The organism is Streptomyces sp. NPDC001700 (assembly GCF_053596435.1).
The window spans coordinates 480,356-494,605 of sequence record NZ_JBSFGE010000004.1; the positions used below are offsets into that span (position 1 = coordinate 480,356).

Sequence of the window (14,250 nt, forward strand, 5' to 3'; positions counted from 1 at the left end):
CTAGCAGGCCGGGAGGGGTGCGCAGGCCCGGGTTTCAGCGGGCGGGCGGCACCGAGACGGCCATGGTCATCTCCACCGGTACCTCGCCGTCGTTGCGGTAGGTGTGCGGGGTGTTGGCCTCGAAGGCGGCCGAGGTACCGGTCGGCACGGTGTGCTCCCGGTCCCCGATGACGAGGGTCAGCTCGCCCGCCGTCACCCGCAGCAGCTCGTACGTCCCGGCCGGGTGCGGGTCGGACTCGCTGCCGTCGCCGGGCATCAGCCGCCACTCCCACATCTCCAGCGGCCCCCTCGCCTCGGTGCCCACCAGCAGCGCGGTGTAGCTGCCCGCCTCGGTGGACCACATCCGTACGGCCTGGTCGGCGGGGACGAAGGTCACCTGGGGGCCCTGTTCGTAGTCGAGCAGCGTCGTGATGCTCACGCCGAGCGCGTCGGCGAGCTTCACGGTGATGCCGACACTGGGGTTCGTACGGGCCTGCTCAATCTGGATGATCATGCCCCGGCTGACCCCGGCGCGGGCCGCGAGGGCGTCGAGGGTGTAGCCGCGTTCGTTGCGCCAGCGCTTGAGGTTGCGGGCGAGCGACTGCGTGAGCTGATCGAGGTCCGTCACAGAATCCAGTCCAGTCCAATATGGTGAATGGCGAAGTCGAGCATAGTGAACTACGGTGGGGTGTACTCCAGCGTCCATCACACTGTACGGCGAGGTCCCTCCATGTCCGCACTCTTCGCACTCGCCACCAGCCTGATGTGGGGGCTGGCCGACTTCGGCGGAGGGCTGCTCACCCGGCGCACCCCCGCGCTCACGGTGGTCGTCGTCTCGCAGATCATCGCGGTGACCGTGCTCGGCGCGATCGTGGTGGCCACCGGCGGCTGGTCCGAGGCCGGGCCGCAGCTGTGGTTCGCCGCGGCGGCGGGCGTGGTGGGCCCGGCCGCCATGCTCTGCTTCTACCGCGCGCTCGCGCTCGGCCCGATGGGCGTCGTCTCCCCGCTCGGCGCCCTGGGCGGGGTCATGGTGCCGCTCGCGGTCGCGGTCGTGCTCGGCGAGCGGCCCGGGCTGCTCCAGCTGGCCGGGATCGTGGTGGCGGTGGCCGGGGTGGTCCTGGCCGGGGGGCCGCAGACCGGCGGCACGCCCGTCCAGCGGCAGACCCTGCTGCTCACCCTGGTCGCCGCGCTGGGCTTCGGCTCGGTGATGGCGCTGATCGCCGAGGCGTCCACCACCCTGACCGGGCTCTTCCTCGCGCTGTTCACACAGCGGGTGTGCAACGTGGTGGTCGGCGGCACCGCGCTGCTGATCTCGGTTCGGCGCGGCACCCGCGCGCTGCCCGAGGGCGGCATGCGCGTCGTCGTGGCGTCACTGCCCGCACTCGCCTTCGTGGGGCTGGCCGACGTCGCCGCCAACGGCACGTACAACCTGGCCGCCCACTCGGGGCCGGTCACCATCGCCGCCGTCCTCGCCTCGCTGTACCCCGTGGTGACCTCGCTCGCCGCCCGCGTCCTGCTGGGCGAGCGGCTGCGCGCGGTGCAGGCGACCGGCGCCGGGCTCGCCCTGGTGGGCAGTGTGCTGCTGACGACGGGCTAACGTGCCGGGAGACGGCGAGAGTTACGAACCCGGAGGAGACAGCGGTGGCGGAGCGGGCACTGATCGCGGGCGTGGGCGGCAAGGAGCCGAAGGTCGATCCGGAGGCGTTCATCGCCCCGACGTCCGTGGTGATCGGCGATGTGTCGGTGGCCACGGGAGCGAGCGTCTGGTACCACGCGGTGCTGCGCGGAGACACCGCGCCGATCAGCGTGGGCACGCAGAGCAACATCCAGGACAACTGCACCGTGCACGCCGACCCCGGCTTCCCGGCCACCGTCGGCGAGCGGGTGACCGTGGGCCACAACGCGGTGCTGCACGGCTGCACCGTCGAGGACGACGTCCTGGTCGGCATGGGCGCCACGGTGCTGAACGGCGCGCACATCGGCGCGGGCTCGCTGATCGCGGCCCAGGCGCTGGTCCCGCAGGGGATGCGGGTGCCGCCGGGCTCGCTGGTCGCGGGCGTTCCGGCGAAGGTCAGGCGCGAGCTGACCGACGAGGAGCGGGAGCATGTCCGGCTCAACGCCGACGGCTATGTGGAGCTGGCCCGCCACCACCGCGCCGCGGCGGAGGAGCGGGCCAGGCAGGAGTGAGCGGTAGCGGCTACTCGGCGGCCGGGACGCGCTCCGGCTCGGCCGCCCCGGCTCCGGCCTTGGCGGCCCCAGCCTGAGATCCAGCCTTGACGGCCTCGGGTCCAGCCTCGGCCGCCGCCACCGGCTGCTGGGCCTCCCGGGCCGCGTGGGCCTTCTTCGAGCGCCACTTCATCAGCAGCATCGAGCCGAGGCCGAAGCACAGCGCGAGGACGAGCCCGAGCCAGGAGAAGCGCTTGAGCCAGTCCTCGGCGACCTTCCCGACGGAGTAGATGACCGCGGTGGTGCCGCCCGCCCAGACGATGCCACCGAGCACGTTGGCGATGGCGAACTTCCAGTACGGCATGCGCAGCACCCCGGCGAGCGGACCCGCGAAGATGCGCAGCAGCGCTATGAAGCGGCCCACGAAGACCGCCCACATGCCCCACTTCTGGAAGGACCGCTCGGCGGTCGCCACCTGCTCGGCGCCGAAGTGCTTGGGGAATTTACGGGCCAGCCAGGCGAGCAGGGGCTGACCGCCCCTGCGCCCGATCAGATAGCCGATCGAGTCGCCGATCACGGCTCCCGCGATGGCGCAGCCACCGAGGATGTAGGGGTTGATGTGGTCCTGGGAGGCGGCCAGCAGCGAGGCGCTGACGAGGACGATCTCTCCGGGGAGCGGGATGCCCAGGCTTTCGAGGCCGATGACCAGGCCGACGAGCAGATACACACTGATCGCGGGTACGGTCTCAAGCCATTCCTCGATGTGCAACGCCGGTTCCCTCCCGTATGCCGATCCCTTGTCGGCGCACGCCCGATCGAGCGCACCCGGGAAGCGTACTCAATCGGCGCGGTCGCCACATTCCACGATGGATGCTCCCGGCCACGTCGGCTCGCGGGAGGGGCCCGTACGGGCGGCGGGAGAGCGCGTCTCAGTCCTTCGGACGCAGCGTCCAGGTGATGGACATCTCCCCGGTGACCGCTCCGTCCTCGCGCGTGATCTCGATCCGTACGGGGAATTCGGGGCGCTCGCCCGCGTCGAGTCCGGCCACCACCTCGGCCGCCGGGCGGCCGAGCCGGGCGGTCGCGGTGACCGGGCCCTTGGCCAGCTTCTTGTAGTCGATCTCGGCGCGCACGGCCAGCGGCACGGCGCGCTGGAGCTGGTCGCCGAAGGCGGCGAGCACGACCGCGCCGGACGCGGATTCGGCCAGCGTGAACATCGCCCCCGCGTGCGGTCCGCCGACGTGGTTGTGGAAGTCGGGCTGGTCGGGCAGGCGCACCACGGCGCGTTCGGGCGACGCCTCGACGAACTCCAGGTTCAGGGTGCGCACCATGGGCACGGTGGCCGCGAGCATGTCGCCGATGGAGGGCAGGGTCTCTGACATACCGGGGAAGTTACCACTGGGTAGCAAATCCGGGGAAGGGGCGGCCGTAGCCGCTGTCGGCGACCCCATCTATCGTTATCGGCCATGTGGCCAGGACAGCAGCCGCCCGGGGGCGAGCAGAACCCGCAGGATCAGAACCCCTATCAGCAACCGGGGTACCAACAGCCCAACCCATACCAGCAGCCGGGTTACGGGCAGCAGGGGTACGGACAGCAGGGCAACCAGCAGCCGGGGTACGGGCAGCAGGGACAGCAGCAGCCGAATCCGTATCAGCAGCCACAGCCGGGCTACCCCGGCCAGCCGGGACAGCAGCCGGGTTACGGGCACCCGCAGAACCAGCCCGCACACGGCTGGAATACGCCCTCCGGACCGGCCGGGGCGCCGCAGCCGCCGCAGGACAAGAAGAAGCGCACGGCGACCATCGCGATCGTCGCCGCGGTGGCGGTCGTCGCGGCGGCCGTGATCACCGGCGTCGTCGTCCTGAACCAGGACGACGGCAAGGACGAACAGGCGAAGGACGACAAGAAGCCCTCCGCCCCCGCGTCCTCGTCCGCCCCGGCCGAGGACCCCTCCGCCGGGGGCGACGAGGACAACCCGCGCGCCGGTGGCGACGCGACCGAGGTGAAGCCGGTCATCCCCGGCTGGCAGACGGTCGTCAGCCCCAAGCGGCACGACGCGTTCGACGTGCCCGCGAACTGGGCGGTGCAGAAGCCGGATCTGAGCATCGGCTTCGAGGACGACAAGGGCAACCCGCTCGTCATCATGTCCGCCCCGGCCAAGTACAAGGAAAACGCCTGCACCGTCAAGGACGAGGACGGCGAGGAGAACACCAGCGGCATCGCCGGGGCAGGCACCAAGGGCGCGCAGGGCGCCAAGACCGAGGCCGACGCCGCCAAGGTCGAGGCCGAGAACTGGGTCTTCGCCGGCTTCGACCAGAAGGAGACCGGCACCCGCAAGGTCACCGAGCCCAAGCCGTTCAAGAGCGCCCACGGGCTCAAGGGCTACACCTCCACGGCGACGGTCACCGGCGTCAAGAAGACCGACAAGTGCGTCACCGACGGCAAGGCGGTCACCGTCACCTACACGGACATCAACGGCGACTTCGCGACCTGGGTGCTCTACTCCGCCAAGGGCGTCAAGGACGAGGTCCCGGACGCCACCATCAAGAAAATCATGAGCAGCCTGCGCCCGGTGGAGTCCGAGGGATAGTCACCAGCTGATGGGCGCGGCCGGAATTGGGTTGGACGCCGGGGCCCGCCCCCGGGAATAGTCCGCTGCGTGACCACTCCCCCGGCCTCGCGTCCCCCGTCGCTCCGCCCCGCCTGGGCGGGCCGCAACTACACGCTGCTGACCGCCGCCGCGGTGGTGACGGGCCTCGGAAACGCCGGGGCCCTCATCGCGGCGGCGTTCGCGGTCCTGGACGCGGGCGGGGACAGCGGCGACGTCGGGCTCGTCGCCGCGGCCCGCACCCTCCCGCTCGTCGCCTTCCTGCTGATCGGCGGCGCGCTGGCGGACCGGCTGCCGCGGCACCGGGTGATGGTCGCGGCCAACACCCTCAACTGCGCCTCGCAGGGCGTCTTCGCGGTGCTCGTGCTCACCGGTGAGGCGCGGCTGTGGCAGATGGCCGTGCTCGCCGCGCTCGGCGGCATCGGGCAGGCGTTCTTCGGCCCCGCCTCCGAGGGCATGCTGCTCTCCAGCGTCACCGCCGAACAGTCCGCCCGCGCCTTCGCGTTGTTCCGCGTCGGCACCCACGGCTCGCAGATCGGCGGTGCCGCGCTGGGCGGCGCGCTGGTGGCGATCGTCGGACCGGGCTGGGTGCTGGCCATCGACGCCGTCGCCTTCGCCGCGGCCGGAGCGCTGCGCGGGCTGCTCGACGTCAGCCACATCGCACCGCGCGAGCCCGGCGGCGGCATGCTGCGCGATCTGCGCGAGGGCTGGCGGGAGTTCATCGGACGGCCGTGGCTGTGGGCCATCGTGGTGCAGTTCTCGGTCGTCAACGCCGTGGTGGCCGCGGCAGAGGCGGTGTACGGGCCACTGATCGCCGAGGAACATCTGGGCGGCGCACGGCCCTGGGGACTCGCGCTCGCGGCGTTCGGCGCGGGAACCGTCGTCGGCGGGCTGACGATGATGCGCTGGAGACCACGGCGGCTCCTGCTCGCGGGCAGCCTGTGCGTCCTGCCGTTCGCCCTGCCGTCGGCCGCGCTCGCCGTCCCGCTGTCCGTGCCCTGGCTGTGCGCGGTGATGTTCGTCGCCGGGGCGTCGGTCGAGGTGTTCGGGGTGTCCTGGATGACCGCGCTGCACCAGGAGATCCCCGAGGACAAGCTGTCGCGGGTGGCGGCGTACGACTGGCTGGGCTCCATCGCCATGGTCCCCCTCGCCACCGCCCTCGCGGGCCCGGCCGAGAGCGCCTTCGGGCGGTCGGCCGCGCTGTGGGGCAGCTCGGCGCTGATCCTGCTGCTGACGCTCGCGGTGCTGTGCGTACCGGACGTACGCCAGCTGCGGCGCCGCGAGCCGGAGCCGGTGGCGGAGGGGACGCCCGTCACCGCGCCGTTGGCGGCGCCGGAGAAGCTCTGAGGGCCGCTTGTACGTGGCGCCCGCCGCCGTACCGTCAGCCGACGCTGAACGCGCCGCCCGGCGGCTCCGGCGACGGCACCGCGTCCTCGTCCCGCACCGGCACCGCGTCGCCGATGAACCGCTCCAGCGCCGCCCCGTACTCCACCCGCGCCGGGAACGCGTCGGCCGCGGTACGCCGCGCCAGCGCCCCCACCGGCAACTCGCCCTGCGACGCCACCAGCACCGCGTTCCCGAACCGGCGGCCGCGCAGCACCGCGGGCTCCGCGATCAGGCACACCTCCACGAACACGGCGCGGAACGTGGCCAGTTGGGAGCGGAGGAAGGTGAACGGCGCGCTGTCGGCGAGGTTGGCCATATAGCAGCCCCCGGGGCGCAGCGCCCGGGCCGCGGCGCGCGCGTACGCGACCGACGTGAGGTGCGCGGGCACCCGCGAGCCGCCGAACACATCGGCCACGATGACATCGGCGGACGCCTCGGGCGCGGCCTCCAGCGCGGCGCGGGCGTCCGCCAGGCGCACGGTGATGCCCGCGCCGCCCGGCGGCAGCGGCAGTCGCTCGGCGACCAGTTCCAGCAGCCCGCCGTCGGCCTCGATGACCTGCTGCCGGGAGCCGGGCCGGGTGGCGGCCAGATAGCGGGGCAGGGTCAGCGCCCCGCCGCCCAGGTGCAGGGCGTCGAGGGGCGCGCCGGTCCCGCCCGCCTCGTCGAGGACGTGACCGAGCCGTCGCGCGTACTCGAACTCCAGATGGCCGGGGTCGTCCAGGTCGACGTACGACTGGGGTGCGCCGTCCACCGTGAGCAGCCAGGCGCGCGGGCGGTCGATGTCCGGCATCAGCTTGGCGGTGCCGTGGTCCACGGCCCGGGTCACGGGTATCGGCTCGTTCACCGTCCCATTGTGCCGTCCCGGCTCCCGCTCGCCCGCCCCGGGCGGGGTGGGCGAGCGGGCACCGGCCCCTACGGCTGGACGGTGAGCACCGTGCCCGCGCCCACCGTGCGGCCGCCCTCGCGGATCGCGAAGCCGAGCCCCGGCTCCAGCGGCACCGCGCGGCCCAGCTCCACCGCCAGGGTGACGGTGTCACCGGGCCGGGCCACCCCGGCGGCGCCGAGGTCCACCTCGCCGACCACATCGGCCGTACGGAGGTAGAACTGCGGCCGGTAGCCGGTGACCACCGGGGTGCGGCGGCCGCCCTCGGCCGCCGACAGCACGTACACGCTCGCGGTGAAGCGCCGCCGGGGCACGACGCTGCCGGGCGCCGCGACCACATCGCCACGGCGCACCGCGTCCCGGGCCACCCCGCGCAGCAGCAGCGCCACGTTGTCGCCCGCCTCGGCGGACTCCATGGGTTTGCCGAACGTCTCGACGCCGGTGACGACCGTCGTCACGTCCGCGCCGAGCACCTCGACGCGGTCGCCGACGCGCACCGTGCCGCGCTCGATGGCGCCGGTGACCACCGTGCCGCGCCCCGTGATGGTGAGTACGTTCTCCACCGGCAGCAGGAACGGGGCGTCGGTGTAGCGCACCGGCGTCGGTACGTAGATGTCGACGGCGTCGAGCAGCGCCTCGATCGCGCCGGTCCACCGCGGGTCGCCGTCCAGCGCGCGCAGCCCGGAGACCCGTACGACGGGCGTGGTCTCGCCGGGATAGCCGTGCGCGGACAGCAGGTCGCGCACCTCCAGCTCGACCAGGTCGGTGAGTTCGGGGTCGCCCGCGTCGGCCTTGTTGAGGGCGACGACGATGTGGTCGACCCCCACCTGCCGGGCGAGCAGCACGTGTTCGGCGGTCTGCGGCATGACGCCGTCGAGCGCGGAGACGACGAGGATGGCGCCGTCGAGCTGGGCCGCGCCGGTCACCATGTTCTTGATGAAGTCGGCGTGGCCGGGCATGTCGACGTGCGCGTAGTGCCGGGTGTCGGTCTCGTACTCGACGTGCGCGATGTTGATGGTGATGCCGCGCGCGGCCTCCTCCGGCGCCCGGTCGATGCGGTCGAACGGCACATAGGTGCCGCCGGAGCCGCGCTCGCTGAGGACCTTGGTGATGGCGGCGGTGAGCGTGGTCTTGCCGTGGTCGACGTGGCCCATGGTGCCGATGTTCAGATGCGGCTTGGTGCGCGCGTAGGCCTGCTTGGGCATCTTGGACGTGGCGGACATGCGGCTGTTCCTCCTCGGAACGACAAGGGAAGCGCGGACCCCAGTGCCTGGCCGACCCTCCCCTGCGGGGTCCGTCGGAGTGGTCCGAGGAGGGTCAGCTTCGGGCGCCGTCGGCGGGGGCGGCTGTCACGGCCACGACGGTGGCGGCGACGTCGGAGAAGATGGCGGCAGCCTTCGGAGCATCCGCGACCGCGGACGTCGTCATGAGGAAGGCATACCGGAACATGCCGTGATCATTGCGCACTGTTCGGTCACCGTCGAATGGTTTTCGTGGCGCGCGGGGCCGGTGTGGTGGGTGCGAACCCCTGGGACGCGCCCGGGTGTATCGGCCGGGCGACAACCAGCCGACGAGCGAACGACATCACAGCGCGCCCGTGGCCCGGTCGGTTACGCTCCCCCGATGCTCGACGTAGCCGTCCCCGCCCCGAAACCGGCCGTGCGCCGCGCCCGCGCCGTGCTGCTCTCGCCGTGGTCACGGCTGGGGCTGCTCGCCGCGCTGCTGGCCGGTGCCGCGACCGCGGTGTGGGTGTGGCAGCCGCACCGGCTACTGGCGGACGGCTGGCCGCTGCAGCTGTCGGGCCCGGCGGCCGTGGTGCTGTTCGCGGCCGCGTACGGGCTGTGCACCGCCGCGCTGGTGCCCCGGCCGCTGCTGAACCTGGCGGCGGGTGTGCTCCTCGGCGCCCAGGTCGGCCTCGCGGCGGCCGTCGCCGGAACGGTGCTCGGCGCCGGGATCTCGTTCGGCCTGGGCAGACTGCTGGGGCAGGACGCGCTGCGCCCACTGCTGCGGGGCCGCTGGCTGGGCGCGGCCGACCGGCAGCTCAGTCGGCACGGCTTCCGCTCGATGCTGGCGATCCGGCTCTTCCCGGGTGTGCCGTTCGCCGCCGCGAACTACTGCGCGGCGGTCTCGCGGATGGGCTGGCCCGCGTTCCTGCTGGCGACCGGGCTCGGCTGTGTGCCGAACACGGCGGCGTACGTGGTGGCGGGCGGCCACGCCGCCACACCCACCTCGCCCGTCTTCCTCATCGCGCTGGCCTGTATCGCCGTACCCGCTCTCGGCGGGGTGGTCGTGGCCTGGCGCAAGCGCGGCCGCTTGCGGCGGGCGTGAGTTGATGACCCACACGGCTAAAACGGCCTTCGGACCGGGCCCTTGGCAGGCCGTTCCCCCAGGGACGCTACGCTGCCACCACAACCGGTTGCCGAACCCCGGCCACCGACCTTCACCTCGGCCGCCCCGCCTGTTCCGGCATGCCCCGGAGCAGCGCATGATCAGCCTTTGGATAGCGTAGACGCAATGTCGTGGTTTGAATCATTCATCCTCGGGCTGGTCCAGGGGCTGACCGAGTTTCTTCCGATCTCCTCCAGCGCCCATCTGCGCCTCACCGCCGCCTTCGCGGGCTGGAACGACCCTGGTCCCGCCTTCACCGCGATCACCCAGATCGGCACCGAGCTGGCGGTGCTCATCTACTTCCGCAAGGACATAGCCCGGATCGTGAGCGCCTGGTTCCGCTCCTTGTTCAACAAGGAGTGGCGCGGCGATCACGATGCCCAGATGGGCTGGCTGGTGATCGTCGGCTCGATACCCATCGGTGTGCTCGGCCTCACACTCCAGGACGCCATCGAGGGCCCGTTCCGCGATCTGCGGCTCATCGCCACCACCCTCGTCGTCATGGGCGTCGTGCTCGGCTTCGCGGACCGGCTCGCCGCCCGCGACGAGACGGGCGGCAAGCACCGTGTCGCCAAGCAGCGCAAGTCGCTGCAGGAGCTGAGCGTCCGGGACGGCCTGATCTTCGGCATATGCCAGGCGATGGCGCTCGTCCCCGGTGTTTCCCGGTCCGGCGCGACCATCAGCGGTGGCCTGCTCATGGGCTACACCCGCGAGGCCGCGGCCCGCTACTCCTTCCTCCTCGCCGTCCCGGCCGTCCTGGCCTCCGGACTCTTCGAGCTGAAGGACGCGTCCGAGGGACACACCGAGTGGGGTCCGACGCTCTTCGCGACCGTCATCGCCTTCGTCGTCGGCTACGCCGTCATCGCCTGGTTCATGAAGTTCATCTCCACCAAGAGCTTCATGCCGTTCGTGATCTACCGCATCCTGCTGGGCCTGCTGCTCTTCGCCCTGATCGGCTTCGACGTGCTGAGCGCGCACGCGGCCGAGTCCGCGGGCTGACGTATGGGGGATGGGCCGCCGGCCGAGGAGGGAGGAGGTCCGGCGGCCCCTTCGCTCAGGTCTGGCGCCCCCTGAGCGGTATGTGATGAGTCAACCGCCACGGGACGCGTGGCGGGAGGGTGTGCGATAGATATATGCAAGCACTCCGTTCACGCGGGGTGTGAATGCATCACACTCCGTACGACCTCTCCCCTGAGCTGGAGCCCATCAGCTCGACCAGCTCCCCCAACTCCGAGATCCGCCAGTCCGCCCGCGCCACGTCATCGCTGGCAGCCCACAGGTGCCCCCAGGGCCCCCGGCGGAGGTGGGCGGCGCGCAGCCCGGCGGCCCGCGCCGCCCGGACGTCGAACACCGGATGGTCGCCCACATACAGCGTCCGGTCCGGCGCGGCCCCGCCGAGCGCGACGACCCGCTCGAAGAACCCCGGATCGGGCTTGGCCACGCCCCACTCGCCGGACGTCGCGATGGCGTCCACCGGCAGCTCCAGCCCGCGCAGCAGCTCCCCCGTACGCACCGGCTGGTTCCCGGCCACCACGATCCGTACCCCCAGCGCACGCAGCGCCCCGAGCGCGGGCCGCGCGTCCGGATACAGATCGCGCTCCTCCAGCCAGTCCGCCCGCGCCGACGCGTCCCACGCCCGGCGCTCCGCGTCGACATCCACCCCCGGCTTCGCCAGCCGGATCGCGTCCGAGTCGTCCCGCCCCTGCGCGACCACGGCCCCCACCAGGGCGGACAGCGTATGCCGGGGCACGCCGAGCCAGTCGGCCCACGCGGCCCAGTAGCGGTCCTCCCGGACCAGGGTGGAACCGACGTCGAAGGCCACCACCTCGATCACCGCTACGCCTCCTTCTCCCCCGCCGCCCACTCCGCGTACCGGACCCGCTCGATCTCCAGTACCTCGCCGACCGTCCCCCACTCGTTCTTCCCCAGCCGCGCCAGCGGCCGCAGCCTGCCGACCTCCGGATGCCCGTCGACCATCACCCCGTCGTCGACCGCGGCATGCACCACCCGCCCGAACACCACCGTCGAGTCCCCGAGCAGCACGGTGCTGTGCAGCTCGCACTCCAGCGCCACCGGCGACTCCGCCACCCTCGGCGGCCGCACCCGCACGCTCTCCTCCCGCGCGACCCCCACCGCCTCGAACTCGCTCACCCCGCGCGGAAAGTCCGTAGCCGTCCCATTGATCGTCTCGAACATCCGCTCCGGCGCGAGGTTCACCACGAACTCCCCGGTCTCCTCCACATTGCGCAGCGAGTCCTTCCGCCCGACGGAGGTGAACTGCACGACGGGCGGCGACACGCAGGCGACGGTGAAGAAGGAGTGCGGCGCGAGATTCGCGGACTGCGTGTCCGGGTTGATGGTGGACACCCAGGCGATGGGCCGGGGCACGACGACCGAGGTCAGCAGCTTGTAGAACGGGTTCCGGCCGACGGTCTGAGGATCAAAGTCGATACGCATACGCCCCAGTATCCGCTGGCGTCGGGCACAGGTCGGCAGGGCCCAGGGGCGCATCACCTACGGCTGGTCCGCGACCAAAGTTTTTTCGTCAGCCATATTGTTAACAATATCGCCGACAGTTAGGTTGACGGGCAACATCACACCGAGAGGAGAGCAATCGTGCAGCCCACGACGTCCCCGCCTGCCGGGAGTCCACCTCCCCGGCTGCGAGGCAGCCAGGTGGCGGTTCCCTGCTGGTTCATGCGTGGCGGCACTTCTCGGGGGCCCTTCTTCCGCGCCGACGACATGCCGTCGGATCGCGCCGCGCGTGACGCGGTGCTTCTGGCGGCCATGGGGTCGCCCGATCCTCGTCAGCTTGACGGCTTGGGCGGCGCGAACCCGTTGACCAGCAAGGCCGGCATCGTCGGACCCAGCAGTCGAGCGGACACGGATCTCGACTTCCAGTTCGCACAGCTGCAACCCGGCAGCGATAGCGTCGACACCACACCCAACTGCGGCAATATGCTGGCGGCCGTCGTACCCTTCGCCATCGAGTCCGGTCTGCTCGTCCCGGAAGGCGACACGACCACGGCACGCGTACTCACCCTGAACACCGGGCTGGTCGCCGAGATCACCGTCCGTACACCGGAAGGCGAATCGGGCCGTTACGTCGACTACGCGGGCGACACCCGTATCGACGGCGTTCGCGGTACGGCGGCGCCCATCACGATCAACTTCCTCGACACCGCGGGCTCCGTCTGCTCGGCTCTGCTGCCCACGGGCCGCACCCGCGACCGCGTCGCGGTCGAGGGCATCGGGCCCGTCGATGTCACCTGCGTCGACAACGGGCAGCCACTGGTGATCGTCGACGCCTCCGACCTCCATCGCACCGGCCACGAGTCCGTCGCCGCTCTGAACGTCGACAAGGAACTGAGGGACCGCTTGGAAGCTCTACGCCTCACCTGCGGCGCGCTGATGGGGCTCGGCGACGTGACCGCGAAGAACTATCCCAAGATGACGCTCGTCTCCCCTCCGGTCCGCGGCGGCACGATCAACACCCGCAGCTTCATCCCGCATGTCTGCCACGAGTCGATCGGCGTCCTCGCCGCGGTCACCGTGGCCACGGCCTGCGTGCTGGACGGCACGGTCGCTCACGAGATGGCCACCGTTGCCGACGGCACTGACATCACTGTCTCGGTGGAGCACCCGGCCGGTGAGTTCACCGTCGAACTCGGCCTGAGCCCGACCGATACCCAGCACGTCACGAAGTCGGCCCTGGTCCGCACCGCACGGCTGATCATGGCTGGCGACGTCCTGGTCCCCCACCGCGTCTGGCGCCACGAGGAGGGACAGCGTTGATCATCGACTGCCACGGCCACTACACCACCGCACCCCCGGCCCTGGGGACGTGGCGCGATCAGCAGATCGCCGGGCTCACCGACCCGGCCGTCGCACCCAGCCGCGCCGATCCGCACATCAGCGATGACGACCTGCGCCAGAGCATCGAGGCGAACCAGCTGCGCCTGATGGACGAACGTGGCATCGACGTGACGCTCTTCTCCCCCCGGGCGTCCTTCATGGCCCACCACATCGGTGACTTCAGCACCTCCTCCGAGTGGGCGGCCATCTGCAACGATCTCTGCTTCCGCGTCAGCGAGCTGTACCCGGAGCGCTTCGTTCCCGCTGCGATGCTCCCCCAGTCGCCGGGCGTCGACCCGGCCACCTGCGTCCCGGAACTCACCCGGTGCGTCGAGGATCTCGGGGCCGTCGCACTGAATCTGAATCCCGATCCGTCGGGCGGCCACTGGACGGCCCCGCCACTGACCGACCGGTCGTGGTACCCCGTCTACGAGAAGATGGTCGAATACGACATCCCGGCGATGGTTCACGTGAGTACCAGCGTGAACCCCGCCTTCCACACCACCGGCGCGCACTATCTCAACGCCGACACCACGGTGTTCATGCAGCTCGTCCAGGGGGACCTGTTCTCCGACTTCCCCACGTTGCGCCTGATCATCCCCCACGGCGGTGGCGCCGTTCCCTATCACTGGGGCCGCTTCCGTGGCCTGGCGATGGCCCTTGAGAAGCCGCCGCTGGAAGAGCACGTGCTGGGCAACGTCTTCTTCGACACCTGTGTCTACCACCAGCCGGGCAGCAACCTCCTGTTCGACGTCATCCCTGCCCGGAACATCCTCTTCGCCTCGGAGATGATCGGCGCCGTCCGCGACATCGATCCGAGGACAGGCCACCACTTCGACGACACCCGTCGCTATGCGGAGAACGCCGGGCTGTCCGCTGACGATCTGGCCGACATCCACGAACGCAACGCCCGCACCGTCTACCCACGCCTGAACGCACTGCTGAAACAGCAGGGACGCTGACCCCGCGGAAGGAACAGCAAGA

At 71.4% G+C, this 14,250-nt stretch carries 15 protein-coding genes; 8 read left to right on the top strand and 7 right to left on the bottom strand.

Annotated elements, in window-relative coordinates; genetic code table 11:
* Positions 1-34 precede the first annotated feature (34 nt).
* On the bottom strand, positions 35-607 hold the full coding sequence (locus ACWC5C_RS10535) for a helix-turn-helix domain-containing protein (RefSeq protein ID WP_385437452.1): 573 nt from the start codon (positions 605-607) through the stop codon (positions 35-37).
* Positions 608-709: 102 nt separating this feature from the next.
* Between ACWC5C_RS10535 and ACWC5C_RS10540 the strand changes: the two genes are divergently transcribed.
* Together ACWC5C_RS10540 and ACWC5C_RS10545 are read left to right on the top strand one after the other, a co-directional pair.
* Positions 710-1,576 carry an EamA family transporter gene (locus ACWC5C_RS10540; protein ID WP_385437453.1) on the top strand — a complete coding sequence of 289 codons (867 nt, stop codon included), beginning with the start codon at positions 710-712 and terminating at the stop codon, positions 1,574-1,576.
* A 44-nt stretch (positions 1,577-1,620) separates the two neighbouring features.
* A complete protein-coding gene (locus ACWC5C_RS10545; protein WP_450875043.1) occupies positions 1,621-2,166 on the top strand; it encodes a gamma carbonic anhydrase family protein in 546 nt (181 codons plus the stop codon).
* Between the two features lie 10 nt (positions 2,167-2,176).
* Here the strand turns inward: ACWC5C_RS10545 and ACWC5C_RS10550 are convergent, their stop codons facing one another.
* Both ACWC5C_RS10550 and ACWC5C_RS10555 read right to left on the bottom strand, forming a co-directional pair.
* On the bottom strand, positions 2,177-2,914 hold the full coding sequence (locus ACWC5C_RS10550; protein WP_450875044.1) for a DedA family protein: 738 nt from the start codon (positions 2,912-2,914) through the stop codon (positions 2,177-2,179).
* 160 nt (positions 2,915-3,074) lie between these two features.
* Positions 3,075-3,527, bottom strand: coding sequence for a DUF4442 domain-containing protein (locus ACWC5C_RS10555; RefSeq protein ID WP_450875045.1), 453 nt, complete (start codon positions 3,525-3,527; stop codon positions 3,075-3,077).
* A gap of 84 nt (positions 3,528-3,611) precedes the next feature.
* On the opposite strand from ACWC5C_RS10555, the gene ACWC5C_RS10560 reads away from it, so the two are divergent.
* A complete protein-coding gene (locus ACWC5C_RS10560) occupies positions 3,612-4,736 on the top strand; it encodes a hypothetical protein (RefSeq protein ID WP_450875046.1) in 1,125 nt (374 codons plus the stop codon).
* A 69-nt stretch (positions 4,737-4,805) separates the two neighbouring features.
* Entirely contained in the window at positions 4,806-6,101 is a 1,296-nt protein-coding gene (locus tag ACWC5C_RS10565; RefSeq protein ID WP_450875047.1) for an MFS transporter, read from the top strand.
* A 34-nt stretch (positions 6,102-6,135) separates the two neighbouring features.
* On the opposite strand, the gene ACWC5C_RS10570 is transcribed toward ACWC5C_RS10565, so the two are convergent.
* Both ACWC5C_RS10570 and tuf read right to left on the bottom strand, forming a co-directional pair.
* A complete protein-coding gene (locus ACWC5C_RS10570) occupies positions 6,136-6,984 on the bottom strand; it encodes a spermidine synthase (protein WP_450875048.1) in 849 nt (282 codons plus the stop codon).
* A gap of 68 nt (positions 6,985-7,052) precedes the next feature.
* A complete protein-coding gene (gene tuf / locus ACWC5C_RS10575; protein WP_450875149.1) occupies positions 7,053-8,228 on the bottom strand; it encodes an elongation factor Tu in 1,176 nt (391 codons plus the stop codon).
* Positions 8,229-8,646: 418 nt separating this feature from the next.
* Here tuf and ACWC5C_RS10580 point away from each other — a divergent pair, with 418 nt between their 5' ends.
* Both ACWC5C_RS10580 and ACWC5C_RS10585 read left to right on the top strand, forming a co-directional pair.
* Positions 8,647-9,351: a TVP38/TMEM64 family protein gene (locus tag ACWC5C_RS10580; protein ID WP_450875049.1), complete on the top strand. Its 705-nt coding sequence runs from the start codon at positions 8,647-8,649 to the stop codon at positions 9,349-9,351.
* A 186-nt stretch (positions 9,352-9,537) separates the two neighbouring features.
* Positions 9,538-10,410: an undecaprenyl-diphosphate phosphatase gene (locus tag ACWC5C_RS10585; RefSeq protein ID WP_450875050.1), complete on the top strand. Its 873-nt coding sequence runs from the start codon at positions 9,538-9,540 to the stop codon at positions 10,408-10,410.
* Between the two features lie 169 nt (positions 10,411-10,579).
* Here ACWC5C_RS10585 and ACWC5C_RS10590 read toward each other — a convergent pair whose 3' ends face one another.
* Positions 10,580-11,245: an HAD family hydrolase gene (locus tag ACWC5C_RS10590; protein ID WP_450875051.1), complete on the bottom strand. Its 666-nt coding sequence runs from the start codon at positions 11,243-11,245 to the stop codon at positions 10,580-10,582.
* Positions 11,246-11,247: 2 nt separating this feature from the next.
* Positions 11,248-11,868, bottom strand: coding sequence for a flavin reductase family protein (locus ACWC5C_RS10595; protein ID WP_450875052.1), 621 nt, complete (start codon positions 11,866-11,868; stop codon positions 11,248-11,250).
* A 159-nt stretch (positions 11,869-12,027) separates the two neighbouring features.
* Between ACWC5C_RS10595 and ACWC5C_RS10600 the strand changes: the two genes are divergently transcribed.
* Both ACWC5C_RS10600 and ACWC5C_RS10605 read left to right on the top strand, forming a co-directional pair.
* Positions 12,028-13,206, top strand: a complete 1,179-nt coding sequence (locus ACWC5C_RS10600; protein ID WP_450875053.1) for a 4-oxalomesaconate tautomerase — start codon at positions 12,028-12,030, stop codon at positions 13,204-13,206.
* Positions 13,203-14,228 carry an amidohydrolase family protein gene (locus ACWC5C_RS10605; RefSeq protein ID WP_450875054.1) on the top strand — a complete coding sequence of 342 codons (1,026 nt, stop codon included), beginning with the start codon at positions 13,203-13,205 and terminating at the stop codon, positions 14,226-14,228. Before ACWC5C_RS10600 ends, ACWC5C_RS10605 begins: the two co-directional genes overlap by 4 nt.
* The last annotated feature ends 22 nt before the right edge of the window (positions 14,229-14,250 follow it).